Consider the following 25,194-nt stretch of genomic DNA (forward strand, 5'->3'; position numbering starts at 1 on the left):
ACTATTCCTAAGCGGAACAGAAAGGCCTCGTGGCGCAACTGAATAGCGCATCTGATTACGGCTCAGAAGGTTGCAGGTTTGAATCCTGCCGAGGTCACTTAAGAATGAAAAGCTCACCCTTGGTGAGCTTTTTTATTTGAATGCGTTCTGAACTTGTTCAAGGAACGAAGTAAAAATAAAAAAGTGCCCAATCGAAGATTTGGGGCTTTTCATTTAGACTACGGAACACAAAGGAACACGAGCAAAGCGAGTAATCCTGCCGAGGTCACTTAAAGCGCAAACCCTGTATGAAAATGCAGGGTTTTGTATTTGTACGAACATTAAAAGTGTTACTTTCAAAAGTGAGTAAGAAATAGAAAACCGCAATGCGATAGCGTTGCAGCATTGCATTTTCGGGAGGCATCCAAAGGATGTTTGCACAGCAAACAATCCTAATCGGCTGGATACCCCCGCACAAGCGGTCAGTTCTCTAGCGTAGGTCCGCTATACCATTGATTATTTCCTTGTTTGATGTCTAGGTAACATATAAACCATTAAAAATCAAAATATTTGTGGGGCTATCATTGTCTAAACCCCAATATTTTCAATTGAAATATACTAGCAAGAGATCAACGGGGTCGACGGACTAAACGGAAGTTAAGCCCTGTATCAGAATTTATCTTTTATCATTTAGAAAGAGTTGTATTGAATTTCCTTAAATTTAAGAACATAAATGACTCGCGATTTTATACATATAAACGACTTCGTAATTTTAGTTGAAGAAGCTAATTCAACTAAAACAGAACTGGATTCTTGTTATTTTGATGAACCCGTAATTGCCGTAGCTTTTTACGGTTCCGGAAATGTGGATTTAGCTGTAAAATATGGTCAAAATCAAAAAAAATTTAAATATACCAAAGGTTTGGCATTGTCATTCTATGGTAACGAAAAAGTGGAATTCGAACATACTATCAGTCCCAATAGAAGTTTAAAATGTATTGTTGTGGCTACTAAGCTCAGTAATTTAGAACAGCTCCCAAATCAAGAAGGTGAATTGTTTTCTGACCTGCTGAAAGAGTTGGTTAATCCCAAAGATCATTATGTAGAAGGTCCTAGCTTTTTTATGACCCCTGAGATGGACAACATCGTGGATGCATTTTTCTCCAATGGCTATTCTGGTAAAACCAAAATGATGTTTTTTAGAAGTCAGATAACTGCTTTGCTATCTCACTTCTTCGGACAGCTGGCATTGAAACAGCAGGAAGCCTCAAAACCGAATCATAGAGAACAACTCAACAAAGCGCGAGACATCTTATTGGAAGATCTGGAAAATCCTCCTTCTCTTTCAGAACTTTCAAGTGCTATTGGGTTTAATACTACAAGACTCAAAAAAGAGTTCAAGGCTATATTTGGCGTTCCCGTCTTTAAATATCTTCAGAACGAAAGACTCACCTCTGCGCATAAACTTATTAGTGAGCAAGAAGCTACTGTGCAAGAAGCAGCCTGGCAAGTGGGCTATGACAGTCTGAGTTCTTTCTCTAACGCTTTCGCCAAAAAGTTTGGTTACCGCCCCAGCCAAATAAAGTAGGTAAGCCTGCGTACAAATTCAATGGCCAAATACCGTATTAGTCAAGAGATAAAAACCTTAGGCTGACACAAATATTAGTTAACATATACCCCGAAATGGGATATTCAAAACCAAAAGCTAAGTTCGTATATCTAACTATAATTGCCTGGCTAAAGATCTATACTATCTTGAGTTCATTAAGGAATATCAGAATAGCATTAATTTGTGATTTTAAAGCTTATTGTTTTACTCTTTGAATCAAGGCGATGGATGTTATTAGAATTAAAATGACAATTGCACCAATTACTATTATCTGGATCAATTTACTCTGCTGCATCACAAACAGAAGAGCATCAACTTTTCCAGTTTGAACAAAAACCCAGTCACTAGCAATTCTGGTTGCAAAGTCAACACTACCAGTAGTTAAAACAATTATACCATCATTGGTTACAGTATTATATCGAAAAGCTGTGTTGATAGGTGGATTGTTTTTTCCATCGTGACCGATAATAAACTCACCATCTTCAATTTCAGTATACAGAAATGTTCCTAATCCGTAAATTGGTGCTCCCAGTGTTTTTGCCTCAACTTGCCACATTTTTCTTAGAAATTCCATCGACAAAGGTTTCTGTAGATCCCTGTTATTATCAAAAAAATAGAAAAGCCTTTCCAAGTCTGCCAAAGTGGTATAAAGTGCACTCGCGGCTTGTGCTGTATAGAATCGATGCTGCGCCTTTGAACCGTCCGATTTGTAAAAATTGCATAATCTATCTTCAAAAGTTTCATCCCATTGATAAAATGAAGATTTCATTTGCAGGGGCTGAAAAATTTCGGTTTTCATATAAGCATCGAACGTTTGTCCGCTTATCTCTTCCACAATGAGTTGCAGTAGAGTAAAACCTCCACCTGAATAGCGCCACTCGCTTCCCGGGGTTACACCCACTTTTGTTACCCCATCGCTACCCGGGTCTGCATCCTTGGCTTTGGTAAGTGATGCTTCCAAAGGCTGAAGAGCTTCGAAGTTTTCAAAACCTGCATAGCCGAGGCCATCAATAAGACCGGCAGTATGACTTAGCAATCTTCTTATAGTTACCTCATTAGTATCAAAATCACTTTTGGGTAATTGCCACCTAGTTAAATATTGACTTGCAGGTGCATCCAAGTCTAATTTCCCATTTTGTACAAGTCTCATTACACCTAGTGCCGAAACAAATTTTGAGAGCGAGGCTACTTGAAAAACGGTGTTCCTATTTACAGCGATATCTTTTGAGTGAAAGGATTCTGATTCCAGTTTCCCATCTTTGAGCACTGCTATGGCCATATTGCCAACAAACTCGCCCTGTACTTTCTCCTGTACTGCTGCAACAAAGTTATTAGAATTGGTTTCCATCGTAAATGGTATGTACCACCAGCCCTTATCTGTGCCCATAAAAACAATTGATATATAAATACCCATCAATACAACTGTAAGGGCCAAATATTTTAAGAATCGTTTCATTGCGTTGGTTTTAATAGGTAAATAGGTATTGGATATAAATTGTTTTATTGATTGAAAAAGCTCCGATGACTAATCTTAATTCATCGGAGCCTATTAAATTCATTCGTGGGTCTGTGCTATAGATGTATTCCAAATACCGGTTGCCGCAACCTTGGTCGCATATTCTCTAAAATCGATAGGTTTTCTACCGAGTATTTTTTCAACATCACTGGTTACTTCTGCCAGTTCTGGATTGCCTAATACTTCGGTAAATAAATACTCAATAAGCCATGCAAAATCTTCGGGCACCCCTGCTTTTCGCATTCCATCTCCATATTCTTTAATGGAAACAGGAACAAATTGTATCTCGCGATTACTAGCTTTAGCAATTTCTGCCACCGCCTCACCAAATGTAAGGGTACGCGAACCAGTAAGTTGGTAAATTTTACCGTTGTGTCTGTCTTCGATTAAGGCCTTGGTGACTACATCTGCAATATCGTCGGCATCCACCCAAGGAATTTGTGCCTCGGCTTGAGGTAAGACTACAATACCTTCTAACACCGGTTCTAGTAAAAAGTTTTCACTAAAGTTTTGGTTAAACCAGCTCGCCCTCACGATAGTGTATTCTAGCCCCGAATGAATGATTACCTGCTCACACAATTGGGCTTCTCGCTCTCCTTTACCCGAAAGAATCACCAATTTTTTTACATTGGCTCGCTTCGACTCTTTTACCAATTGCTCAATTGACTCTAAAGCACCCGGTACTGCCAGGTCTGGTTGATAGGTAATGTACACTTTGTCTATTCCTTCCAAGGCTTGTGCCCAGCCATCAGGTTGATGCCAATCGAATGCAGGCGAGGCACTACGCGAACCAATTCGTACGATATGACCGAGTTCTTCTAAGCGCGTCACCACTCGTTTTCCTGTTTTTCCGGTTCCTCCAATTACTAAGATGTTTTCTGTTTTCATTTTTACTTGTTTTTAATTTGATATTAATTATGCTTTAAATAGTTAAAGATTTTGATATTGCTTTCTATTAATAAGTTGGGGTTATTCTTTTGTTATAAACTTTGAGATACCAATACACAATTGTGGTAGTTACAAACTCTAGCCCAATGAACCAAAATCCAAAATCCACAAAGAAATCATAGTAACTACCCCCATAAGTAAGTATGGTAAACGGCACTGTAATGAGCGCGTCTAAAACTGCGGAGATTGTAAAGAAAATTAGTCCTGTTCTAAGTCCGTGTGTATGAGCACCATTTCTATAATACAGTTTTGATCCAAACCAAACTAAGGGCACTATGATTATTGACAGCCATATATTGGCCTGTTGTTCTGCATTTTCTAAGAGTGGCACGTAATAGGAGAAAGCATATAAACTAACACCGATTATCCAAATTAGTATTCCGACAAATAGTACTCTTGTATTTTTCATAATTGTTCGTTTTTCATAATTATTTGTTATTGATGATCCCGACGAGTAGCAAAGAAAAAGCCATAATAGATGTCAGTGTCCGTTGCATGTGCCATCTGTTCCAGGGCTTTTCAAATCTGGCTCTCAGCTCTTTAAGTTCTATGGACGAAAGATTTTCCAGGACGGTCTTGTCTAACATTTCGTTTAGGGGTACATTTTTGAATATGGTGATAAGACCTATACCTATAAAAAAGAGCACCGCCGCCAGTAGAAAAGACCAAAACGTAACTGGATGGGCATTTCTATGTAAAAAAGCATTTACAGTAAGAAATATTACCGGGGTAAAAAATACTATCAGAAAACTCGGGTTGATAATTACCCGATTCATTGCTTGAAAAGACTGCAAGAACCCTAAGTCGTCTAACCTTCCAATTCCTGCTGTGATAGCATTAGACCACGTAAAACACAATCCTGCCGTAAGTCCTGTAAATAAAATGCCCAGTAGTAATACGATAATTTTAAAATTGATTTCCATTTCTTTAATTGTTTTTTAAGGATGATATCCAGGTTAATAAATCTTGATATTCTATACTGCTGAGTTTAATTTTCTTGCCTTTAGGCATTCTTTTTTTGATGAATACCTGTTGGTAGACATCGTTTGCCCAAAGGTTCATATTCTCTTCGGTAAAGACACGTCTGTGGTTACGATACGCGTGGCACACATTGCATTTGTTCGAAAGGATTTCATACGCCCTTTGTTGTGCAGAATAGGTTACCGACTTATGAATCGGAGCATCAGTAAGAGAGCTCTGAGCCGAGTCACTTTTTGGGTTCTCTACTGTCAGGAAAGAGAGTGTGATTCCGAGTATACTATTTACCAGTATTGTCATTATCATATGGTTTATTGATTATGATGACACAAAATTGCAGAGATAAGACATCAATCATTTATTCGAGCGGAAGTATGATTTGTTCGAAAAGTGCATTCACATCGATGGCTATTAAAAAATCGCAGTGGCAAGGAGATGATACAAGCTGCTTCCGCATGAGTTTCCGAAGGCTTTATCTGAAGAGCTCATTAGAGTTCTTTGAAAAATCTGTCTATTTTCCCTTCTAATACCCTTCTAAAATTCTCTTCTATAATTTCGCCTTCTCTGAAGTTGTCATAAAAAGACGGTAGCGAATATGTCTCTATGATTTTTGCTCCCAAAAATGGAAAATTTAAACTTGCTGATTGCAGTACGCCAGAACCACCTCTACCCCCAGGGGAAGCTGCCATTAAAAGCATAGGCTTTTCTCGCCAAATTTTCATATTTATACGTGATAACCAGTCTATCGTATTCTTAAACACTGCTGTATATGAACCATTATGTTCTGCTAGTGAAATTATGAATGCATCGGCAGTATGGATTATTTCATCTAATCTTTTTACTGCTGTGGGCATACCATTTTCAGCTTCAAAATCAACACCATAAATGGGCAGAATATAATCGTTTAAGTCGATTGAAATGAATTCTACATTATCCAGTAAACCGGATGTATAGGACAGTAAACTTTTGTTGATAGATTTCTGGCTATTGCTTCCTGCTATTGTGATTATCCTTTTCATCGGTATTACTTTTTTGAGATTAAACTATCTATAGACCATTTTCCACTTCCATTTATTAATACACTCAATGCAAGACCTATAATTAGAAGAGAATATTCATAACCTTCACCCGATTGGTTACCATACCAATTCATAAAAAAGCCATGCGCTAATTGCGTGGTAATTATGATCCCCGTGAACATAGCCGAAAGCGATAATGCCCAAAATCGTGAGAAGAGTCCTACTACTAATGAAATAGAACCAAAAAATTCAATTATAATTACTGAGAAGGCCACAATACTGGGCAAGCCCATTTGGACAGTCAGAGATTCCATCGTTCCAGCATAACCATATCCTTCAAAGAGGCCTAATAATTTTTGTGCTCCGTGCGGAAACATTACTAAACCAAGGGTTAAACGTGCGATACTAAATCCCAAATTCGGATGTGTTGTAATAATTTTTTTTGATAGAGTTTTCATAATATTTAAGATTTATAATGTTTTACGGTAATACAATCCGAAAGAGGATTTTTTAATCGGTTTAGGACCGTATTGGTCAAAATCTAGCCCAAGCCCCAATTGATGTCCTTTGAAGGACAGACCTAAACGTATTTGTTGGAAGCTTCTGGAGTGTGTTTTAAACTTGTCCCAAACCGTGAGAAACTGTCCGTTGCACCACAACGAAATCTTGTCACTCAGGGGTTTGTGAAATTGAAATTGAGCGAATATTTCGCCGAGACTAGCATCTTTCTTTTCTGAGTGTGCAACTGTAGGTATGACCACCAACAAAGTCTTTGTATTCTTAAATGTGAATTTGGCTGAAATTCTTTCCGAAAACCCACCAAAGCTGTTGTAGTATAGGGAAGGTCCTAGAGCAATATTCTTGCTAACTGTTAAGAATAATGTTGGTTGTACGCCTACCTCATCAAAAATTCTATTTTCGCTCTCTCTGAATTTCTGAAAGAAAGCGAGGGTGGTAACACTTAGTGTATTACTCTGATTTATTGAATAACTAGAGAGTAGATTGAAGTCTGTTTTCTCGAATCCTGAAAACAGCTCTATTTGTGTGAATTGTCCTTGTAAAGTGCTTACAAAAGCAATTGTTACTATTATTTGTATGAGTTCTACCTTTTTCACACTTCAAAATTCCGATAGGAAGGCATGAAAAAAAATGAACTAGTTTAAGACTTTTACATTCGATTGACTTTTGAGATAATTTTGCTTATAAATTCTGGTGTAATGCCGATATAGGCAGCTAAATCTTTTTGAGTAATCCTAGTAACTATTTTTGGATATTTCTTTTTAAAATTGATATACCTTTCTTCTGCTGTCAAGGATATTCCGTGATTGGAACGTCTGATGTAACTGACTAAAGACCTTTGATATAGAATGCGATAAAACCTTTCGAACTTTGGTATCTCTTGGAATAATATCTTATAGTTTACCCTCGAAATTCCTAATAGTTCTGAATTTTCAGTGGCTTTAATATAATATCTGGAGGGTTCTTTTGTCGTAAAGCTAGAAATATCCCCCGTCCAGTAATCCTCAATAGCAAACATTGAAATATGAGGTATGCCATTTTCATCCAAGGTATATACTTTTAAACAACCTTTGACAATAAAATATTCATATTTGGTAACCTCCCCTGCCTGCATCAGGAAATCTTTCTTTTTTACCTTAATTTCGGTCAATAAAGAAGTGTATTTCTGCTTTTCTAGCTCAGTTAAATCAATAAACCTGGATATATTATTCAGGATAAGTGTATGTGATTCTTTATAATTCAAAGATTCAATTTTTTGATTGAACTTAATTTAAAGAATAAATCAGAAATTAAAAAGTGATTATTTATATAGCAATTAAATAAAAGGGCTTCTTAGTTACTTTTGAAGGTCTATAGGATTAAATAGAGGAAATTCGCTTAGTTCTTTGCCTAATTAAGGCTTTTAAGATCTTAAAACAATGTGCTGCGGCATAGTCTAATCGAAGCTAGTAGTTGTGTTTTATGTATATCAGGATGTCGGATGTGTCGTTTTTAAGTTTTTGGAGTACATTTTTCCGCTTTCTCTGTCTTAGGTTATTAGAAATTAAGGCGAACAAACCCAAACTCAGAATTGCAAATAAAATATACCAGTAGCCTAGGGTAACCTGTTCTTCAGGATAATCAATAGACAATTCGGCTATACGTTCCTTAATGGCTGTATCTAAGGAACTGGCTTTAACCTGATTCTTGAATCTGTTAAATTCAATTATTAACTGATTTAATTCGTCGTTGGTAACACGGCCGTCCGCAAGAAATCTGTCACATTCACCAAAAACAAAAGCCAGATACTTATTACATAATTCGTTGGTCATAGATTATCTAATTTAAAAGAGTATGCCTAAGTTAAAAGAGCATTGGCTTGCTAAACTAATTCTAAATTGGGAGAATGCTAGACTGCTATATATCTTTTTAAAAATGGAAGGTAAAAAACTCTTTGGTAATTGTAACTTTTTATGGGCATTTGTTTTTCTCTTCATTTAGAAGGAGGCTTCAGCTTTTTTTAATGGTAATTTTTGGTCTCCTCACCAAAATTTCAGCTTGTTAAAACCTATATTGTCATATAACAGAAAGTGCTCAAAGGAACTAGCAGATATTGTTTAAAATACCTATTTTGTAAATAGCAGAAGACTGTCTTTGTGTTCATTTGTTCCTGATTTTTATAAAAAGATATTTTTATCCTTTATCCTGACAAATATCATATTCTTCGTACAGTAACGGCACTACATTTGTACTCATGAAAGCGGTTGTAATTCTTTTTGTTGCAGTGCTAATGCTAGCCAAACCTTTATGGCCCATAGCGGAATACATAACCAACTATGACTATATCGTAACCGTCCTCTGCGAAAATAGAGACAACCCTCAACTTCAATGCAACGGTAAATGCTACCTGTCTAAGCAATTTACCAAAGAATCCAAAGAAAATAAGAAAAACCCCTTTGGAGAAAAACAAGTAAACGAAATACAACAACTTCTCTTTCTAGAAGATTCAAAACCAATAGACCTGAACCTACTTAGGTCTATCGACCTAAAGCATACCAATTGGGAAAATTTCCATTTTCTATCCAGACTCGTCTGTTCAGATATTTCCGAGCCTCCGGAAGGCATAGGCTAATCTTAATTCTATATGCCTAATAATCGGTTGAAATCCTTTCTTCCTATTTGCATATACGCCAAAGTCTAATAGTCTAAATAATCCGAACATGAATACGGAATTCATATATAAGGTATTCGGTTACCTAGTCGGTGGTTCACTAAGAAATACCGTAGCACTAGTTCTGCTCTGCACCTTTGCTACAGCAGAGAGGACTACTGCACAAGAGCCCATAATAGATAACTCCATAGATTCCATACTGCCTATCAACCTCCAGGAAGTAATTGTGATATCATCCTATAAAAAGGATTTGGAACATAGTGCACATGCCAAACCGCTCTCCACCCTAGATGAATATTTAGAGGCTTCCAATAAAGTAAGCCTTATTAAGAGAGGTGCCTATGCGTGGGAACCTATGTTAAATGATATGAGTACAGAACGCTTGTCGGTCACCATAGATGGCATGCGGATTTTTGGTGCCTGTACCGATAAAATGGATCCGATAACTTCCTATGTAGATGTTTCTAACCTTTCTGAGGTTCAGATTCTAGGAGGGCAGCAGGGTGCGGAACATGGGACCACTATTGGTGGGTCTATCGACATGCAATTAGAGAAGAGTAATTTTAATCCAACAGACTGGCAAGCTGCTATTGAGACAGGAGGTGAAGCAAACAACGCCGCCCGAATTATTGGCGGAGAACTAAATTACTCGGACGAAAAATTTTATGTCGATACCGATATCATTTATAGAAAGGCAGAGAATTACGTTGCCGGAGGTGGAGAAGAAGTTGCCTACTCCCAATACGAGAAATACAATTTTTCAATTAACGGAGGGGTTAAAATTTCTAATAGTCAAAAGCTGTTGGGCAGTTTTATTTTTGATGAAGCCAGAGATATTGGATACCCAGCCTTGCCAATGGACGTTTCCCTGGCTCAGGCTTTCATTGGCTCCATTAGCTATCTCCAGGACTTTTTTATTGGACGACTTACTGACTGGGAAACCAAGTTGTATGCGAATAGCATTACCCACATTATGGACGACAGTCAACGTCTGGATGTGCCAATTAGAATGGATATGCCCGGATGGAGTGATACCTATGGCTTTTATTCGCAAAGCCAACTGAAGCATGAAGACCATCGCTTTTTATTTAAGCTAGACGGTTTCTATAATCGATCCCTTGCCGAAATGACCATGTATCCCAACAATTCTGAGGAGAGAGAAATGTTTATGCTTACTTGGCCAGATGTCCGTTCCATTAATACAGGTTTCTATGCAGAAGATGTTTTGTCCTTTGAGAATAGCTATTTGAAATTCTCTACAAGATTTGCATTTCAAAGTTTTAATGTAGCCAGTGAAATGGGTCTAAATTCTCTTAGAATCTTTTATCCCGATATGGAACAACGACAAACCCGGATTCTTAAAAGTGTCGCGGCCAGATACCGGATTGAGGGGGACAATTTTCAGTTCACTGGAGGACTCTCCTACGGGGATCGCGCCCCCTCAGTTTCGGAAGGTTTTGGGTTTTACCTCTATAATAGTTTTGATAATCACGACTATATTGGAAACCCGGACCTCAAGAACGAATCGGCCATAGAAGTCAACGCTTCCTTTGTAGTACCCATAAATGAACTAAAGATAGCCATGGAAGGGAATTATTTTCACACCTTGAATTTTATACTTGGAGAAGTAAATCCAGAACTGAGTGTAATGACAATAGGTGCAGATGGTGTTAAAGTTTATAAGAACCTTCTCTATGCCAATTTGTACAATATTTCCTTAAATGCGACATACCAGCTAAGCAACGCATTTTCTTTAAGTGGAAATGCCTCCTACCATAGAGGCACGGATCAGGATGGGGAAAATTTACCTTTTATAAGTCCCTTCACTTATGCTTCTACCTTAGCGTATACGCAGGAGAAATTAATTGCTTCATTTACTGTGAACGGAGCCGCTGATCAGGTAAATTTTAATCCAGATTTTGGGGAGGACAGAACGGATGCCTATACCATATTTTCTCTCGCCGTAGGCAGAAACTTTAAAATAAATGAAGACAAATTGTATATAAAAGCGGGTGTAGAAAATGTTTTTGACACCAATTATTCTACCTATACCGATTGGAACAACATTCCACGGATGGGAAGAAACTTTTTTGCAGCTATTACCTACTCCTTTAATTAATATTTAATCTAATATCAATAATCTCTTAAAGAGAAATAATTAAATAAATACCATGAAAACCATAAAAACAATTATTGCAGTGATCCTTTTGAGTATCAGTATAACTTCCTGCTCAGAAGAAGATAAAGATCCAATAATCATTGATGAAAATCCCCTGGCAGAATACAATTTGGTTACCAACGTGGATGCGAACAACCATAGTATTGAAATTTATTCGGAACAAAAAGATTTTACCATCGGCTTTAATCAGTTATTCATTCGCATCAAGGACAACGATATGGATACCTATATTTCCAACGCCTCAATCCAATGGAAGCCGGTGATGCATATGACAGAAATGATGCACTCCTGTCCAAAATCGGATGTAACCAAAACAGAAAACGCCACAGTCTATACTGGCTATGTAGTATTCCAAATGCCAGGAAACTCAGAAGAGTACTGGGATCTGGAATTGGAATATACCGCGAACGGGCAGGTTTATAATGCGATAGAGAAAATAAATGTAAAAGCACCCCTAGATGGCAAAAGACGCGTCAATAGTTTTGTCGGTGAAGACGATAGCCGTTATGTTATGGCCATGATGCCTTTCCAGCCAGAAATTGCTGTAAACGATTTTGAAATAATGGTTTTCAAAATGGAAAACATGATGAACTTTCCGGTTGTTAAAAATCATAAGATTGTCTTAGACCCAAGAATGCCAGGGATGGGTAACCATGGGTCACCCAATAATGAGGATTTAGTATTCGATGTAGGGAGTGGTCTTTATAAAGGAAAACTATCCCTGACCATGTCTGGCTACTGGAAGCTCAATTTAATCTTAGTAGATGAGAACGCTGCCATTATCAAAGGAGAGACTATAACCTCCGATAACGAGAGTAGTAGTTTATTCTTTGAAATTGAGTTCTAGCAAGATTTCAAATAAGAGCCAAGCTAACAAGCGTGGCTCTTATTTAATACAAGCATGATGGGTTTGCCCTGCATAAAGCACCAATTTCTAGAGTGGAAAAAAAACTTCATCCTTACCCAGGTTTTTGGTAAGTTCTGCAATGGTAGTAGTTTCAAAGGATCTTAAAAACTCCATTTTGCTTGATGCCACTAAATTGTGCAGTAGGCAGGGATTGTTCATATCACAGTCACTTACCCCTAAAACACAGGAATGTATACGATTCTCTCCATCAATTACCTTAATAATTTCCAGTAAAGACTGCTCTTTTTCTTTTTCGGTAATATAAAATCCTCCCTTTGGTCCTCTTATGGAACTAATAATATTGCGCCGTGCCAGCTCTTGCAAAAGTTTGGCAAGGTAAGCTTCAGAAACGTTAACAGCCTTGTAGATATCTTTTACCATTATCCTTTGCTTTTCACTAGAGTTTATCGCTAAAAAAAGCACAGCCTTTATGGCGTATTTGGAAGAGTTAGACAGCATAGTAATTGGCGTATTTTATTCATAATAAAGTAAAAAAGATATTTTTATCCTTTATATGACAAATATCATATTTCAATCTAAAATCTGAAAGTATTTTTGAGCATTATTTAAATGAATTCATATGAAAATTAATAAATCAATTTACAGTATCCTTTTCGCTGTTTTACTACTGGGTTGTGGTGGCAAGGAAGAAAAAAAAGAAGGCTTTAGTGTAGATCGTGCCAAGGAAGTTGACAAGACATTTGAAACTCCTGTTGTGGACGAGGTGCCTGCTTCACAGCGTGTTACCTTAGACGAGAAAGGTGTGGGCCCAATAAAGGATATAACACTAGATCCAGAAATAGACCCGGAAATGGCAGCTGCAGGAGAAGCACTCTTCAAAACCAATTGTACGGCCTGCCATAAACTAGATAAGCGATTTATAGGTCCTTCGCCAAGGGGTATTATGGAACGAAGAAGTCCTGAGTGGATTATGAATATGATACTGGACCCAAAACTGATGACAGAACAGGATCGTTGTGCGAAAGATTTATTAATTGAGTTTAATGGTGCTGCCATGGCAAACCAAAACCTTACCGTGGAAGAAACCAGATCCATATTAGAATACTTCAGAACCTTATAAAAACAATCCTATGAAAACAACCAACATGAAATTTATTTTCGGGACCTTATTCCTACTATTTTTTATTGTAAGCTGTAAAAATGAAAGCAAAGCCGACAGTACTGACCCTACTACCACTAACAGCACGGCTGCGACCAAGACTTCTGGGCAAGCATTTATTGAAGAAGATGGCTCTACTCCGAATGTGTTACAAATAGCTATTGGTTCGCCAGACCATACCACTTTGGTTGCTGCTGTTCAGGCCGCAAACCTTGAGAATGCTCTGGTAAACGCAGGACCTCTAATGGTCTTTGCACCCACCAATGAAGCCTTCGATGCCTTACCAGAAGGGACTGTTGAAAATTTACTTAAACCAGAAAACATGGAAACCCTGGCTACTATTCTAAAGCATCATGTAACTGCGGGAAACTATTCCAAGGATTTTCTAAAAAAGTTTAAAAAATTAGGACAGGCAGATGACACCAATGCTACTGTAGAAGTTAAAGGAGAGGACGTCTATGTAGGTGGTGCAAAAATAATAGCCAGTATCCCAGCAGGAAATGGTATTGTACATGTAGTAGACAAAGTAATATTACCCGCTTCAGAGTAAAAAATTGATATAGAAATAATTATAAACAACAAGAGATGAGAAAGTATAGTTACATTTTAATGCTCTTTGGTATAACTGCTTTTTTGAGTAGTTGTGGTAACCAGGGAGATAACAAGAGTTCTAACGGGGCTCTTTCTTCTAGCGCTGCAGAAAAAGCATATGTAGCTCCGGGAGAGCACGACGAGTTTTATGCCTTTATGTCTGGTGGATACAGTGGAAATATTACTGTTTATGGTCTACCATCGGGACGTCTATTCAAAGAAATTCCGGTATTTTCACAATTTCCTACCTCGGGCTATGGATATTCTGAAGAGACCAAGCCCATGTTAAATACTTCTTTCGGTTTTGTACCGTGGGATGACGCCCACCATCCAGATATTTCTCAGACTAATGGAGAATTGGATGGAAGATGGATCTTTATTAATGGTAACAATACCCCAAGAATTGCGCGGGTAAGTCTAGAGACCTTTGAAACAGAAGAGATCATTGAGCTACCAAATAGTGCAGGTAACCACAGTTCTTCCTTTATAACGGAAAACACAGAGTATGTCGTTGCCGGAACTCGATTTTCTGTGCCGGTACCACAAAGAGACATGCCTATCAATGAATACAAAGGGAATTATAAAGGAGCTCTTTCCTTTATTAGTATTGCACCGGATAATGGTAGATTAAATCTGGAATTCCAAATGATGATGCCCGGTTTTAATTACGACCTTTCGCATCCTGGTAGAGGTAAATCTCACGGATGGTTCTTCTTTACTACCTATAACACCGAGGAAGCGCATACCTTAATGGAAGTGAACTCGTCTCAAAACGACAAAGACTTTATTGCGGCTGTAAACTGGAAAAAGGTAGAAGAGTATGTAAAAAATGGAGGGGGTACTAAAATGCCTGCTGAATATGCACATAATGTTTACGATGAGCATACCCATATGGCTACCTCAACTATGAAAAAAGAAGTAATCACAGTAGACCCTACCAAAGTTCCAGGCGCAGTTTATTTCTTACCAACTCCTAAATCTCCGCACGGGTGTGATGTAGATCCTTCCGGGCAGTATATCATAGGTAACGGTAAGCTATCAGCAGATCTTACCGTACACTCTTTTGACAATATGATCGCAGCTATAGAAGGAGCGAAATTTGATGGAGAAGCATACGGTATTCCCATATTAAAATTTGAAGACGTTTTAGCAGGAACAGTAAAAAGTGGTGGCTTAGGCCCATTACATACAGAGTTCGACGGTCAGGGTAATGCATACACTACCTTCTTTATTTCTTCAGAGGTCGTAAAATGGAAGTTAGGAACCTGGGAAGTAATAGACAGACAACCTACGTATTATTCTGTTGGTCATTTAATGATTCCAGGCGGTAACTCTAGAAAACCTTTTGGCAAGTATGTGGTTGCCATGAACAAGATTACAAAAGACAGATATTTACCAACTGGTCCAGAAATGGAACATTCTGCACAGATTTATGATATTTCTGGAGACAAAATGGAGTTAATATATGATTTCCCTACGCATGGAGAGCCACATTATGCAGCTGGTTGCCCAGCAGAATTATTGGCGCCAAATTCTAAAAAAATCTATCGCCTATCTGAAAACAAGCATCCATATGCGGTATTAACACCAGATCAGGCAAAAGTGGAAAGAGATGGAAATGAAGTACATATTTATATGTCTACCATTCGTAGTCATTTTACCCCAGATAATATCGAGGGAATTAAAGTTGGAGACAAGGTATATTTCCACATAACTAACCATGAACAAGATTTTGATGTACCCCATGGTTTTGCCATGATCGGTCAGAATACCTCTGAGCTTTTAATCATGCCTGGACAAACCAAAACGTCGCTCTGGGAGCCTAAAAAACCAGGGGTATGGCCATTCTATTGCACAGATTTCTGTTCGGCCTTACACCAGGAGATGCAAGGATATGTTAGAGTTTCCCCAGCTGGATCCGATGTTCCTCTTACTTATTCATTAGGGGAATAGGGATATTTCCAAATCATTTTTTTCAAATCGAAAAGCGGGTTGTGTCTATGACCGTCCCGCTTTTTAAATGATTTTCTGAGGACAATTCCCTGTCTAGATGCAAACCACAACAACACTATTTTATGGATAAGACTAAATAAGAAATTATGAAAAAAGCAGGTTTGTTAATGATTATTGGCCCCTTATTTCTCTTGGGATTGTTTTACTTTCCTCTTTGGAATATCATGTTAGGAGCCCCTCAGTATCCGGAACCTTTAGGCATGAATATTCATATCGATGGTATTCGGGACATGAACGAATTTGATCTGCAGAATATTGATGGTTTAAACCATTATATCGGTATGCGTAAATTACCAAAACCAGAAGAGATGTGGGAATTTAGCACTTTCCCATTAGTAATTGGTGGCATGGTTGCCTTAGGAGTACTTATCGGTATTTTAGGCATTATTGGAAAACTAAACTACCAGTGGTACGCCGGTTGGTTTGTTCTGATGAGTATTTTAGGTATCCTAGGGATGTACGATTTTAATGCCTGGATGGTAGATTATGGGACTAATTTAGATCCTAATGCTATTATGAAGTTGGCCAATCCAGATGGTACCCCAATGAGTTATAAGCCACCTCTTTTTGGGCATGCTAAGATGCTAAATTTTGATGTAACCTCCCTACCCTCTTCAGGTGCCTGGATGATGTTTGTAGGTATGACGACTACCGTAATAGCATTTTTTGTTGGATGGAAGGCCACTAAAAAACCCACTTAATTACTATATCCATTGTTTATGAAAACCACCACTTATATCGTTTTATCTTTCTGTTTAGCCTTAAGTAGTTGCAATACCACTCCGAAGCCTGTAGTCTATGGAGAAGATGGTTGCCATTTTTGTAAAATGACCATCGTCGACAAACAGCATGCAACCCAATTTATAACAAAAAAAGGGAGAACCTACTCCTTTGATGCCATGGAATGTATGCTCAACCATCTAAAGGAAACTGACGTTCAATCCGTAGATAAATTCTTAACGAATGATTACAACGAACCCGGTGTCTTTATCGATGCAACCCAGGCCTCCTATTTAATAAGTGAGAATATCCCGAGTCCCATGGGAGAATTTCTCACCGCTTTTAAGGATGGTAAGGCCACAGCCAAGGCTCAGTCCGAGAATGATGGAGAAGTGCTTACTTGGAAACAATTGCGGGAACGGTTTAAATAAAACACAACAATATCACCTATGTGCGAGATAAATAATATAATAAAAATGCAGCCTTTTGATACCTTACAGATCAAGGAGCTTGCAAAAAACGAAGCCTTTCAAATCCTTAGTATTAGTTTAGAAAAAGGTGCTATTTTTCCAGAACATACCTCTCCTTCAGATGCTTATTTAATTCTGTTGGAAGGAGAAATTAATTTCACCATGAAGGATAGTTCCTTTCATCTAACAGCCCAGCAAAGTTTGCATTTTTCGAAAAAGACGGAGCACAGTGTGAAAGCATTGCAAAATTCCAAATTCTTGATTGTACGCTAAATTGCATGGAGGCTGATATAGCGGTATAGTATACTCCTAATTCTTATTAACTAATAAAAGCTTAGAAGGCCTAAGGGACATTGTGCTCAAAATTGTATTTTTAAATCCATAGCAAAACGGATATGCCAGTAACCTCCTTTTTAGTCAAACAGCTGCTCAACATAGACATCCTATATTTTTTCCAATGAAAAAAAGCGCATACCTTTTTCTTTTCTTCTTTATCTGTATGGCAACCGAGGTATTACTGGCCAAAACCATCACTATTTGTAAGGACTGCCCAATTAAGACCCTTTCCGAGGGAATAGAAACTGCTGCCGAATACGATACCCTAAGGGTTAAAAAAGGAACGTATAAAGAATATAATATTCTAGTAGATAAACCTCTCACCATAATTGGCGAAAACTTCCCTGTTATTGACGGTGAAGACAAAGGAGAAATAATCCGTATTGTTTCGGACCAAGTTACCCTAGACGGCTTGTTTTTAATCAATGTTGGTACAAGTTATACCACGGATTATGCTGCGATTAGAGTGGTAAAAAGTGAATATTTCGATATACGGAATATCGTATTGGAAAAATTATTCTTTGGAATCTATTTAGAAAAATCGAACAACGGAAGAGTATACCACAATAAAATTATTGGAGATGCCGTAGACGAATATAACTCAGGAAATGGTATTCAACTTTGGTATTGTAAGAATGTGGTAGTAGAGAGAAATATTATACAACATGTTCGCGATGGTATCTATCTGGAATTTTCGGACAACATAAGCATAAAGGATAATACAAGTACAGACAACCTGCGTTATGGTTTGCATTTTATGTTTTCTAACGATGACATCTATACCAACAATACCTTTGAGAATAATGGTGCCGGTGTTGCGGTAATGTTCTCTAAACGCATAAAAATGCTTGGCAATACCTTTCGGAAAAATTGGGGTACCGCTGCATTTGGCATGTTATTAAAAGAAATAAATGATGCCGAAATTATCGGAAACACTTTCGAAGAAAACACTATAGGCATTAATATAGAAGGCTCTAATCGCATTATGTATAAGAATAATAGTTTTATACAGAATGGATGGGCAATTAAAATCCTTGGTGCCTGTTACACTAATACTTTTACCTTAAATAATTTTCTATATAACTCCTTTGATATTTCCTATAACAGTAAGTTGAACGACAATGTCTTTAACAAGAATTATTGGAGTAGTTATACAGGGTATGACCTGGATAAAAACGGGATGGGAGATGTGCCCTACAGACCCGTAAAACTCTTTTCTTATATTGTTAACAAGACACCGGAAACAATCGTTCTTTTACGCAGTCTGTTTATGGATGTTATTGATTTCTCGGAAAAAGTATCACCTGTATTCACACCAGACAATCTTCTCGATTCTAGTCCCTTAATGAAACAAATACCATGATCATTGTAGATAATCTTTATAAAAAATTTGGTAAAAATGAGGTCCTCTCCGCCCTTAATCTAAAAATAGAAGAACCTGGAATATTTGCTATTCTTGGACCAAACGGCTCTGGTAAAACCACCCTCATTAAAAGTATTTTGGGGATGGTGGTTCCCAACAACGGTCATATTACCCTAAAAGGAATTCCTATTAAAAATAACTGGAAGTATAGACAGGAAATTGACTACCTACCTCAAATAGCCAACTTTCCCGGAAATCTAAAGGTAAAAGAGCTCATTAGAATGATTAAGGATTTACGCGATATGCCAGCGGACGAAGAACGACTGATTGCTCTTTTTAAATTGGAGCCCTTTCTAAACAAAAAGCTTTCTACCCTTTCCGGGGGTACAAAACAGAAAGTAAATCTGGTTCTAACCTTTATGTTCGACAGTCCTTTATTAATTCTGGATGAACCTACAACAGGCTTGGATCCAGCTTCTCTAATTCATCTAAAGGAGTGGGTTAATCAAGAAAAAGCCAAGGGTAAAACAATCCTTATCACTTCCCATATTATGCAATTTGTATCCGAAATAGCAGACGAAATAGTTTATCTATTAGAAGGAAAAATTTATTTTAAGGGAACCAAAGAGGCCTTAATGACTAGGACAAATCAAAAGAATCTAGAACATGCCATAGCGGCAATAGCAACTACACCAGCAAATGTTTAAAATATTAAAATATAGTTTTTATGATCTTATACGCAGTAGATGGAGCTATGTCTATTTTCTATTCTATCTGGTTTTAGGGTTTGTACTGCTCTTTTTGAATAACGATGTGTCCAAAGCGGTTATCACCTTAATGAATATTATCATTGTTCTTGTCCCTTTAATCGGAACTATTTTTGGTGTTATGTATTATTATAATTCCAAGGAATTTACTGAGCTTTTACTAGCACAACCCGTTAAACGCTCCTCAATCTTTTTAGGACAATATCTCGGGGTGGCTGGCTCCTTAACCTTGAGTCTCGTACTTGGTTTAGGCATTCCATTCGTCTTATACGGTCTCTTGCGAAGCAGTGCAATTTTTGATTTTTCCTTACTACTAGTAACAGGAGCCTTTCTAACGCTTATTTTTACTGCCCTGTCCTTTAACATAGCACTCTCCAACGAAAATAAAATAAAAGGATTCGGCTACGCCGTATTATTATGGTTGTTTCTGGCAGTAGTCTATGATGGCATATTTCTTATGTCTCTGATCCTATTCAAGGAATATCCTTTAGACAATTTTTCATTAATCGTTACTATGTTTAATCCTATTGATCTTTCCCGAACCCTCATTTTATTGAAGTTAGATATCTCTGCTCTATTGGGATATACCGGAGCAGTTTTTAAACAGTTCTTTGGAACAAGTCAGGGATTTATTATTTCGCTTTTAATGCTAATTTTGTGGACAGTAGTGCCGATTTGGCGTATGTTGTATATCTCTAAGAAAAAGGACTTTTGAGTCTAAGGAAGTGGATACAATAAATAGGACGAACTTATTGTTGTTGTAAACTAGTAATTAATATTACTATCTTTTAAAAGTACAATAGTTGTAATAAAAACAGTTGCTGTTGTACGAATACCCCTTAATTTTTAATTTGTACGTATGACTGATTTAGAAATCGCCAAAAAAGTTACCTTAAAACCTATCACAGAAATTTCAAAAAAACTGGGAATTGAGACGGAAGAAATTGAAATGTATGGGAAATATAAGGCCAAAATACCTTTGGAAGCTATTGATAAAGAAAAGATTTCTAAAAGCAAACTTATCCTTGTATCTGCAATTTCCCCTACCCCGGCAGGAGAAGGAAAGACAACCATGTCCATTGGCCTCTCGGAAGGACTAAATCGACTTAAGAAGAAGGCTACTGTGGTATTAAGAGAACCCTCTTTAGGCCCGGTATTTGGAATCAAAGGTGGCGCTACGGGGGGTGGATACTCACAGGTCTTACCCATGGAAGACATTAATCTACATTTTACCGGAGACTTTGCTGCTATAGAAAAAGCCCATAATTTACTCGCTGCCCTAATTGATAATAATATACAGAGCAAGACTGCTAGTTTACGGATAGACCCAAGGACCATAAATTGGAAAAGGGTTATGGATTTAAACGACAGAGCCCTGAGGCGGGTAATTGTTGGCCTTGGTGGCACTACTTCTGGAGTTCCAAGAGAAACGGGATTTGATATTACTGCAGCTTCTGAAATTATGGCAATATTATGTCTGGCTGAAAGTTTTGAGGATTTGAAGACAAGATTAGGAAATATTTTTATTGGCTATACTTTTGAGAAAAAGCCAATTTACGCTAAAGATTTAAAAGCAGAAGGCGCTATGACGGTACTTTTGAGAGATGCCATAAAGCCAAATTTGGTACAGACCATAGAAGGAAACCCTGCAATTATTCATGGCGGACCCTTTGCTAACATAGCCCAGGGAACTAATTCTGTACTTGCCACTAAAATGGGTATGAGTTTTTCTGAATATACTATAACGGAAGCGGGTTTTGGGTTCGATTTAGGCGCGGAAAAGTTCTTCGACATAAAATGCCAAAGTGCCGGATTAAAGCCAAATGCGGTGGTTTTAACCACAACCATACGAGCCCTGAAATACCATGGGGGTGCCGATTTAAAAAAACTTACACTTCCAGATTTGGATGTCCTTAAAAAAGGTTTACCAAACTTGGAGAAGCATCTTGAAAACATCAAAAAGTTTAAAGTACCGGCGGTTATAGCGATCAATAAGTTTACTACAGATTCAGCTGAAGAAATTAGTCTTATAAAGGACTTTGCCAATTCTCAAGGTATTAGAGTTGCACTCGCAGAAGTGTGGAAAAAAGGTGGTGAGGGAGCTTTAGCATTAGCTCAGGAAGTCATCGAAGTAGTGGAAACTAATACCTCCAATTTTGAAGCCCTATATTCTTGGAATAGCTCTGTAAAAGAGAAAATTGAAACTATTGCCCAAGAAATCTACGGGGCAAAACATGTAGATTATAATACCAAAGCAAAATCAGATTTACGTAAAATCTCGGACTTAGGATTGGACAAGTTACCTGTGTGTATTGCCAAAACACAAAAATCTTTGTCCGACAATCCTAAATTATTAGGAAGACCAAAAGACTTTATAATAACCGTAAGAGAAATTGAAATTGCCGCAGGGGCAGGCTTCTTAATTCCTATTACCGGAAATATAATGCGAATGCCTGGTCTCCCTGCACATCCGGCATCGGAAGGCATGAATGTTACGAGGGAAGGGGAGATTATTGGTCTTTTTTAACTTAGTAAACCTAAAAATAATAATATGAAGTATTTTAAACTAGCACTTATAGGCCTTCTAATAATGGCCTGTAAAGAAGAAAATAAAATCAAGAGGTACAAGACCCATTTTAAGAAATAGAGTTCCATGCAGAAGTGGTATCAATAGAAGAAATCCGCTCTGTTTTCCGGTTAGCCCTAAAAGAAAAAACGGGGATCTAAGTAATTATAGCAGTGAAGGAATGGTCGCTATTGGACCCGGAGGAAATGTATGGCAAGAATACATACTTTTGTGAGAAAAATTACTAGAGAAGTTTGCCAACGAAGAGGGCGCTTCGGTGTAAATGGAAAACTCATTTTTGGTTATTCTAAAAAAGGATAAAAAGGACCATGCATGGAAGCTTTTTAAAGAAGTAGACTCCTCCAACCTTCCAGTAATTAATTAAAAAAAGTCCACCCTAAAGTGGACTTCCTATTGGGGGAAACTAATTCTTCAGTACGTCTATTAGAACTATCAGCCTATACTGAAGCTACTCGCCCTGACCTAAAGAGAAACCTCTCCTCCCATCAAACTCATAAAGGTTCTCTGTCTTTATGACATCAAAACCAGTGTTGTTTAACTTAGAGAGTAAGGCAACAACTTGTTCAAAATTGATTGACCCATAAATTGGCATTGGCTTAAAAATATCTGCACTCTCTGAAACAAACCTGCATCTCCAATGATCAGTGCAATAGGTCTCTTTTCTACCCTCGGGAAATACTTTTACTCCCCTATTTGTAATCATTTTTAATTTTAAATTATAACTCTTTACGGCAGACAGAGTCTTACCTATAAGTTCAGGGTCATTACCCTGCCAGTCGATAAAAACGTCTACACCAACTAGTTCTTTCTTAGAAGGTAGGCGCTTATAATCCGCAATCTGAATATTCCCAGATCCCTCTCTCAAATTACTAGCAATAAAGAAGGAAGGAAATTTGCCAAGTCTTTTTATTACTTCTTCCGCAAATTGGGAAGTACCTACTTTTTCTAAACTTATTTCTTTTTGATATATGTCGGCAGTATGGTAACCATCCTCAATAGTAGCTAACCAGGCATTCTTTATTTTATCTGCAATCTCTCTCTGCCCTAGGTGGGCCAACATCATTACTGCCGCATTTAACAAACCAGATGGATTAGCAATATTCTGGCCGGCTATATCCGGAGCAGAGCCGTGAATAGCCTCAAACATTGCCACATTAGTTCCTATATTGGCCGAGCCTGCCATTCCTACAGAACCAGCAATTTCGGCGGCTATATCTGAAATAATATCGCCATAAAGATTTGTAGTAACAATAACATCGTAGTCTTCCGGATGCGCAGCTAATTTGGCTGATCCTATATCTATAATTTGTGAATTACTTTCAATCTCCGGGTATTCTGCCGCAATCTCTTTAAATACCCTATGAAATAAACCGTCTGTCAGTTTCATAATATTATCTTTCACCATGCAGGTCACCTTTCTTCTATTGTACACTCTTGCATATTCAAAGGCATAACGGACAATCTTTTCGCAACCCGGTCTGGTAATCAGCTTTAAACACTGCACTACATCTTCAGTTTGCTGGTGTTCAATACCAGCATATAGATCCTCTTCATTTTCTCTTATAATTACAACATCCATCTCAGGAAAGTGAGTATTTACATAAGGATGTAAGGCGTTAACGGGTCTTACATTAGCAAACAAGCCAAGGGATTTTCTTAGAGTTACGTTTAAACTTTTAAAGCCCTTCCCTTGTGGAGTCGTAATCGGAGCCTTAAAAATTATCTTGTTCTCATTAATTATTTTCCAAGCCTTTTTATCTATCCCAGCGCTATTACCAGATAAATATACCTGCTCTCCCAGACGGATATACTCCGGTTCAATCGGTGCATTGGCGGCTTTCAATATACTCAGAGTGGCCTTCATGATCTCAGGACCAATACCATCTCCCTGGGCAACAGCCACTTTTATAAGCCTATTTTCGGTAATCTGTTTTTTAGAACTAACTAAGACCTTGTTTTTCATATGGAAAGAGTTTTACGTTTAGTGATACAAAGATTTAATAATTATTGCATATAATTTTATTTATATTTTATATTGTATACATAAAATTTATTTATGTATACAAATTTTTGTTTTAAACACTTCCCTCGGGATCTTGCCTCTGAGGTCTTCACAGCACAACCTTCAAATGTTGATAAAAAATAAATCTCAATAATAATTGTAACAATCTTGTAAATAAAAACGTCTTTACAAAGTAAAGATTCTTCTGGAAGGTACCCGATTTAGGACTGTACAGACAACTCTTCTATCTCGAGATTTTAGTAGAAACTGCAGCTGTGATTAAGCAGATCTTTTTTTAACCGTAAATGCAACCATTCTATTTTTTACTTGTCTTTAGATATAGAGGCGCAAAAACAATGGATTAAATAGTAGATCAGCCTTAAATGGGATCCCGAAATTATAATAACGAACATAAAGAATTGTTAGAGCGCAGTATGGCAGGGGACAGTACTGCCCAGTTTAGACTATATGAACTTTATGTAGATGCTATGTATAATGTTGTCTTGAGGTTAGTAGGGCATAAAGAAGAAGCTGAAGATGTATTGCAGGATACATTTGTAGACGCCTTTAAAAATCTACATAGTTTTAAATACAAAAGTTCTTTTGGAGCTTGGATTAAAAGAATTGCAATTAATAAAAGTATAAACCATATAAAAATTAAAAGAATACAACTTGCACCTTTAGAAGATCACGCTTATTACCTAACGGAAGAGAAGGAAGACCCTATAAGTTTTAATATTGAAAAAGTTAAAAATGCCATTTCAAATTTACCGAATGGCTTTAAACAAATCTTCAGTCTATATCTGTTTGAAGGGTACACTCATAAAGAAATAGCAGAAATCCTGGATATTTCAGAGGCAACTTCTAAGTCTCAATACCACAGAGCAAAGAAAAAATTGATTGAAATAATGAAAACCTAAT

Annotated in this window: 27 protein-coding genes and 1 tRNA gene; 16 read left to right on the forward strand and 12 right to left on the reverse strand. The window is 37.5% G+C overall.

From position 1 onward, the window contains the following. The first annotated feature begins 23 nt into the window (after positions 1 to 23). A tRNA-Arg gene (locus PXG98_RS08520) sits at positions 24 to 97 on the forward strand. A gap of 615 nt (positions 98 to 712) precedes the next feature. Beyond that, on the forward strand, positions 713 to 1,567 hold the full coding sequence (locus PXG98_RS08525; RefSeq protein WP_276390299.1) for a helix-turn-helix domain-containing protein: 855 nt from the start codon (positions 713 to 715) through the stop codon (positions 1,565 to 1,567). A gap of 217 nt (positions 1,568 to 1,784) precedes the next feature. Here PXG98_RS08525 and PXG98_RS08530 read toward each other — a convergent pair whose 3' ends face one another. The 10 genes from PXG98_RS08530 to PXG98_RS08575 all read right to left on the reverse strand — a co-directional run bounded on the left by PXG98_RS08530 (position 1,785) and on the right by PXG98_RS08575 (position 8,379). Beyond that, on the reverse strand, positions 1,785 to 3,044 hold the full coding sequence (locus tag PXG98_RS08530; RefSeq protein ID WP_276390301.1) for a serine hydrolase domain-containing protein: 1,260 nt from the start codon (positions 3,042 to 3,044) through the stop codon (positions 1,785 to 1,787). A gap of 99 nt (positions 3,045 to 3,143) precedes the next feature. Beyond that, positions 3,144 to 3,992: an NAD(P)H-binding protein gene (locus tag PXG98_RS08535; RefSeq protein WP_276390302.1), complete on the reverse strand. Its 849-nt coding sequence runs from the start codon at positions 3,990 to 3,992 to the stop codon at positions 3,144 to 3,146. Between the two features lie 67 nt (positions 3,993 to 4,059). Further along, positions 4,060 to 4,461 (reverse strand): DUF5367 family protein, encoded by a 402-nt coding sequence (locus PXG98_RS08540; RefSeq protein ID WP_276390303.1) that lies wholly within the window; start codon positions 4,459 to 4,461, stop codon positions 4,060 to 4,062. Between the two features lie 19 nt (positions 4,462 to 4,480). Beyond that, a complete protein-coding gene (locus PXG98_RS08545) occupies positions 4,481 to 4,975 on the reverse strand; it encodes an anthrone oxygenase family protein (RefSeq protein ID WP_276390304.1) in 495 nt (164 codons plus the stop codon). Between the two features lie 4 nt (positions 4,976 to 4,979). Beyond that, positions 4,980 to 5,330: a hypothetical protein gene (locus PXG98_RS08550; RefSeq protein WP_276390305.1), complete on the reverse strand. Its 351-nt coding sequence runs from the start codon at positions 5,328 to 5,330 to the stop codon at positions 4,980 to 4,982. 188 nt (positions 5,331 to 5,518) lie between these two features. Further along, positions 5,519 to 6,049 (reverse strand): NADPH-dependent FMN reductase, encoded by a 531-nt coding sequence (locus tag PXG98_RS08555; RefSeq protein WP_276390306.1) that lies wholly within the window; start codon positions 6,047 to 6,049, stop codon positions 5,519 to 5,521. A gap of 5 nt (positions 6,050 to 6,054) precedes the next feature. Continuing rightward, positions 6,055 to 6,507 carry a DoxX family protein gene (locus PXG98_RS08560; RefSeq protein WP_276390307.1) on the reverse strand — a complete coding sequence of 151 codons (453 nt, stop codon included), beginning with the start codon at positions 6,505 to 6,507 and terminating at the stop codon, positions 6,055 to 6,057. Positions 6,508 to 6,519: 12 nt separating this feature from the next. Next, the gene (locus tag PXG98_RS08565; RefSeq protein WP_276390308.1) at positions 6,520 to 7,164 is read right to left on the reverse strand and encodes a hypothetical protein; all 645 of its coding nucleotides are present in this window, start codon (positions 7,162 to 7,164) and stop codon (positions 6,520 to 6,522) included. Between the two features lie 53 nt (positions 7,165 to 7,217). Then, the gene (locus PXG98_RS08570; RefSeq protein WP_276390309.1) at positions 7,218 to 7,811 is read right to left on the reverse strand and encodes a Crp/Fnr family transcriptional regulator; all 594 of its coding nucleotides are present in this window, start codon (positions 7,809 to 7,811) and stop codon (positions 7,218 to 7,220) included. A gap of 202 nt (positions 7,812 to 8,013) precedes the next feature. Beyond that, positions 8,014 to 8,379 (reverse strand): hypothetical protein, encoded by a 366-nt coding sequence (locus PXG98_RS08575; protein WP_276390310.1) that lies wholly within the window; start codon positions 8,377 to 8,379, stop codon positions 8,014 to 8,016. A 422-nt stretch (positions 8,380 to 8,801) separates the two neighbouring features. On the opposite strand from PXG98_RS08575, the gene PXG98_RS08580 reads away from it, so the two are divergent. From PXG98_RS08580 to PXG98_RS08590, 3 genes are all read left to right on the forward strand, one after another. Next, positions 8,802 to 9,179: a hypothetical protein gene (locus PXG98_RS08580; RefSeq protein WP_276390311.1), complete on the forward strand. Its 378-nt coding sequence runs from the start codon at positions 8,802 to 8,804 to the stop codon at positions 9,177 to 9,179. An 88-nt stretch (positions 9,180 to 9,267) separates the two neighbouring features. Then, positions 9,268 to 11,337: a TonB-dependent receptor plug domain-containing protein gene (locus PXG98_RS08585; RefSeq protein WP_276390313.1), complete on the forward strand. Its 2,070-nt coding sequence runs from the start codon at positions 9,268 to 9,270 to the stop codon at positions 11,335 to 11,337. Positions 11,338 to 11,389: 52 nt separating this feature from the next. Continuing rightward, positions 11,390 to 12,244: a hypothetical protein gene (locus tag PXG98_RS08590; protein ID WP_276390315.1), complete on the forward strand. Its 855-nt coding sequence runs from the start codon at positions 11,390 to 11,392 to the stop codon at positions 12,242 to 12,244. 87 nt (positions 12,245 to 12,331) lie between these two features. Here PXG98_RS08590 and PXG98_RS08595 read toward each other — a convergent pair whose 3' ends face one another. Next, complete coding sequence (locus tag PXG98_RS08595; RefSeq protein ID WP_276390317.1) at positions 12,332 to 12,763, reverse strand: RrF2 family transcriptional regulator; 432 nt, start codon at positions 12,761 to 12,763, stop codon at positions 12,332 to 12,334. 121 nt (positions 12,764 to 12,884) lie between these two features. Here PXG98_RS08595 and PXG98_RS08600 point away from each other — a divergent pair, with 121 nt between their 5' ends. The 10 genes from PXG98_RS08600 (at position 12,885) to PXG98_RS08645 (ending at position 22,211) form a co-directional block, all read left to right on the forward strand. Continuing rightward, the gene (locus PXG98_RS08600) at positions 12,885 to 13,385 is read left to right on the forward strand and encodes a c-type cytochrome (protein WP_276390318.1); all 501 of its coding nucleotides are present in this window, start codon (positions 12,885 to 12,887) and stop codon (positions 13,383 to 13,385) included. 10 nt (positions 13,386 to 13,395) lie between these two features. After that, positions 13,396 to 13,974 carry a fasciclin domain-containing protein gene (locus PXG98_RS08605; RefSeq protein WP_276390319.1) on the forward strand — a complete coding sequence of 193 codons (579 nt, stop codon included), beginning with the start codon at positions 13,396 to 13,398 and terminating at the stop codon, positions 13,972 to 13,974. Positions 13,975 to 14,009: 35 nt separating this feature from the next. Beyond that, complete coding sequence (gene nosZ, locus PXG98_RS08610; protein WP_276390320.1) at positions 14,010 to 15,968, forward strand: Sec-dependent nitrous-oxide reductase; 1,959 nt, start codon at positions 14,010 to 14,012, stop codon at positions 15,966 to 15,968. Between the two features lie 146 nt (positions 15,969 to 16,114). Further along, positions 16,115 to 16,729: a hypothetical protein gene (locus PXG98_RS08615; protein ID WP_276390321.1), complete on the forward strand. Its 615-nt coding sequence runs from the start codon at positions 16,115 to 16,117 to the stop codon at positions 16,727 to 16,729. An 18-nt stretch (positions 16,730 to 16,747) separates the two neighbouring features. After that, a complete protein-coding gene (locus PXG98_RS08620; protein WP_276390322.1) occupies positions 16,748 to 17,179 on the forward strand; it encodes a nitrous oxide reductase accessory protein NosL in 432 nt (143 codons plus the stop codon). A gap of 18 nt (positions 17,180 to 17,197) precedes the next feature. After that, a complete protein-coding gene (locus tag PXG98_RS08625) occupies positions 17,198 to 17,491 on the forward strand; it encodes a cupin domain-containing protein (RefSeq protein WP_276390323.1) in 294 nt (97 codons plus the stop codon). Between the two features lie 184 nt (positions 17,492 to 17,675). Continuing rightward, entirely contained in the window at positions 17,676 to 18,917 is a 1,242-nt protein-coding gene (locus PXG98_RS08630; protein ID WP_420909561.1) for a nitrous oxide reductase family maturation protein NosD, read from the forward strand. Next, entirely contained in the window at positions 18,914 to 19,624 is a 711-nt protein-coding gene (locus PXG98_RS08635) for an ABC transporter ATP-binding protein (protein WP_276390324.1), read from the forward strand. The genes PXG98_RS08630 and PXG98_RS08635 overlap by 4 nt, the downstream gene beginning before the upstream one ends. Further along, positions 19,617 to 20,399 (forward strand): ABC transporter permease, encoded by a 783-nt coding sequence (locus tag PXG98_RS08640; RefSeq protein ID WP_276390325.1) that lies wholly within the window; start codon positions 19,617 to 19,619, stop codon positions 20,397 to 20,399. The genes PXG98_RS08635 and PXG98_RS08640 overlap by 8 nt, the downstream gene beginning before the upstream one ends. Positions 20,400 to 20,543: 144 nt before the next feature. Then, positions 20,544 to 22,211 carry a formate--tetrahydrofolate ligase gene (locus tag PXG98_RS08645; RefSeq protein ID WP_276390326.1) on the forward strand — a complete coding sequence of 556 codons (1,668 nt, stop codon included), beginning with the start codon at positions 20,544 to 20,546 and terminating at the stop codon, positions 22,209 to 22,211. 508 nt (positions 22,212 to 22,719) lie between these two features. On the opposite strand, the gene PXG98_RS08650 is transcribed toward PXG98_RS08645, so the two are convergent. Beyond that, a complete protein-coding gene (locus tag PXG98_RS08650; protein ID WP_276390327.1) occupies positions 22,720 to 24,234 on the reverse strand; it encodes an NADP-dependent isocitrate dehydrogenase in 1,515 nt (504 codons plus the stop codon). 422 nt (positions 24,235 to 24,656) lie between these two features. Between PXG98_RS08650 and PXG98_RS08655 the strand changes: the two genes are divergently transcribed. Then, on the forward strand, positions 24,657 to 25,193 hold the full coding sequence (locus PXG98_RS08655; protein WP_276390328.1) for an RNA polymerase sigma factor: 537 nt from the start codon (positions 24,657 to 24,659) through the stop codon (positions 25,191 to 25,193). Position 25,194 lies beyond the last annotated feature (1 nt).

Origin of the sequence: Eudoraea chungangensis, from assembly GCF_029360665.1 — a bacterium.
GTDB classification, from domain to species: Bacteria; Bacteroidota; Bacteroidia; order Flavobacteriales; family Flavobacteriaceae; genus Eudoraea; species Eudoraea chungangensis.

Coding starts and splice junctions, on each gene's coding strand:
- PXG98_RS08525 (WP_276390299.1), top strand. CDS start 713: ATGACTCGCGATTTTATACATATAAACGACTTCGTAATTTTAGTTGAA.
- PXG98_RS08530 (WP_276390301.1), bottom strand. CDS start 3,044: ATGAAACGATTCTTAAAATATTTGGCCCTTACAGTTGTATTGATGGGT.
- PXG98_RS08535 (WP_276390302.1), bottom strand. CDS start 3,992: ATGAAAACAGAAAACATCTTAGTAATTGGAGGAACCGGAAAAACAGGA.
- PXG98_RS08540 (WP_276390303.1), bottom strand. CDS start 4,461: ATGAAAAATACAAGAGTACTATTTGTCGGAATACTAATTTGGATAATC.
- PXG98_RS08545 (WP_276390304.1), bottom strand. CDS start 4,975: ATGGAAATCAATTTTAAAATTATCGTATTACTACTGGGCATTTTATTT.
- PXG98_RS08550 (WP_276390305.1), bottom strand. CDS start 5,330: ATGACAATACTGGTAAATAGTATACTCGGAATCACACTCTCTTTCCTG.
- PXG98_RS08555 (WP_276390306.1), bottom strand. CDS start 6,049: ATGAAAAGGATAATCACAATAGCAGGAAGCAATAGCCAGAAATCTATC.
- PXG98_RS08560 (WP_276390307.1), bottom strand. CDS start 6,507: ATGAAAACTCTATCAAAAAAAATTATTACAACACATCCGAATTTGGGA.
- PXG98_RS08575 (WP_276390310.1), bottom strand. CDS start 8,379: ATGACCAACGAATTATGTAATAAGTATCTGGCTTTTGTTTTTGGTGAA.
- PXG98_RS08580 (WP_276390311.1), top strand. CDS start 8,802: ATGAAAGCGGTTGTAATTCTTTTTGTTGCAGTGCTAATGCTAGCCAAA.
- PXG98_RS08585 (WP_276390313.1), top strand. CDS start 9,268: ATGAATACGGAATTCATATATAAGGTATTCGGTTACCTAGTCGGTGGT.
- PXG98_RS08590 (WP_276390315.1), top strand. CDS start 11,390: ATGAAAACCATAAAAACAATTATTGCAGTGATCCTTTTGAGTATCAGT.
- PXG98_RS08595 (WP_276390317.1), bottom strand. CDS start 12,763: ATGCTGTCTAACTCTTCCAAATACGCCATAAAGGCTGTGCTTTTTTTA.
- PXG98_RS08600 (WP_276390318.1), top strand. CDS start 12,885: ATGAAAATTAATAAATCAATTTACAGTATCCTTTTCGCTGTTTTACTA.
- PXG98_RS08605 (WP_276390319.1), top strand. CDS start 13,396: ATGAAAACAACCAACATGAAATTTATTTTCGGGACCTTATTCCTACTA.
- nosZ (WP_276390320.1), top strand. CDS start 14,010: ATGAGAAAGTATAGTTACATTTTAATGCTCTTTGGTATAACTGCTTTT.
- PXG98_RS08615 (WP_276390321.1), top strand. CDS start 16,115: ATGAAAAAAGCAGGTTTGTTAATGATTATTGGCCCCTTATTTCTCTTG.
- PXG98_RS08620 (WP_276390322.1), top strand. CDS start 16,748: ATGAAAACCACCACTTATATCGTTTTATCTTTCTGTTTAGCCTTAAGT.
- PXG98_RS08625 (WP_276390323.1), top strand. CDS start 17,198: ATGTGCGAGATAAATAATATAATAAAAATGCAGCCTTTTGATACCTTA.
- PXG98_RS08630 (WP_420909561.1), top strand. CDS start 17,676: ATGAAAAAAAGCGCATACCTTTTTCTTTTCTTCTTTATCTGTATGGCA.
- PXG98_RS08635 (WP_276390324.1), top strand. CDS start 18,914: ATGATCATTGTAGATAATCTTTATAAAAAATTTGGTAAAAATGAGGTC.
- PXG98_RS08640 (WP_276390325.1), top strand. CDS start 19,617: ATGTTTAAAATATTAAAATATAGTTTTTATGATCTTATACGCAGTAGA.
- PXG98_RS08645 (WP_276390326.1), top strand. CDS start 20,544: ATGACTGATTTAGAAATCGCCAAAAAAGTTACCTTAAAACCTATCACA.
- PXG98_RS08650 (WP_276390327.1), bottom strand. CDS start 24,234: ATGAAAAACAAGGTCTTAGTTAGTTCTAAAAAACAGATTACCGAAAAT.
- PXG98_RS08655 (WP_276390328.1), top strand. CDS start 24,657: ATGGGATCCCGAAATTATAATAACGAACATAAAGAATTGTTAGAGCGC.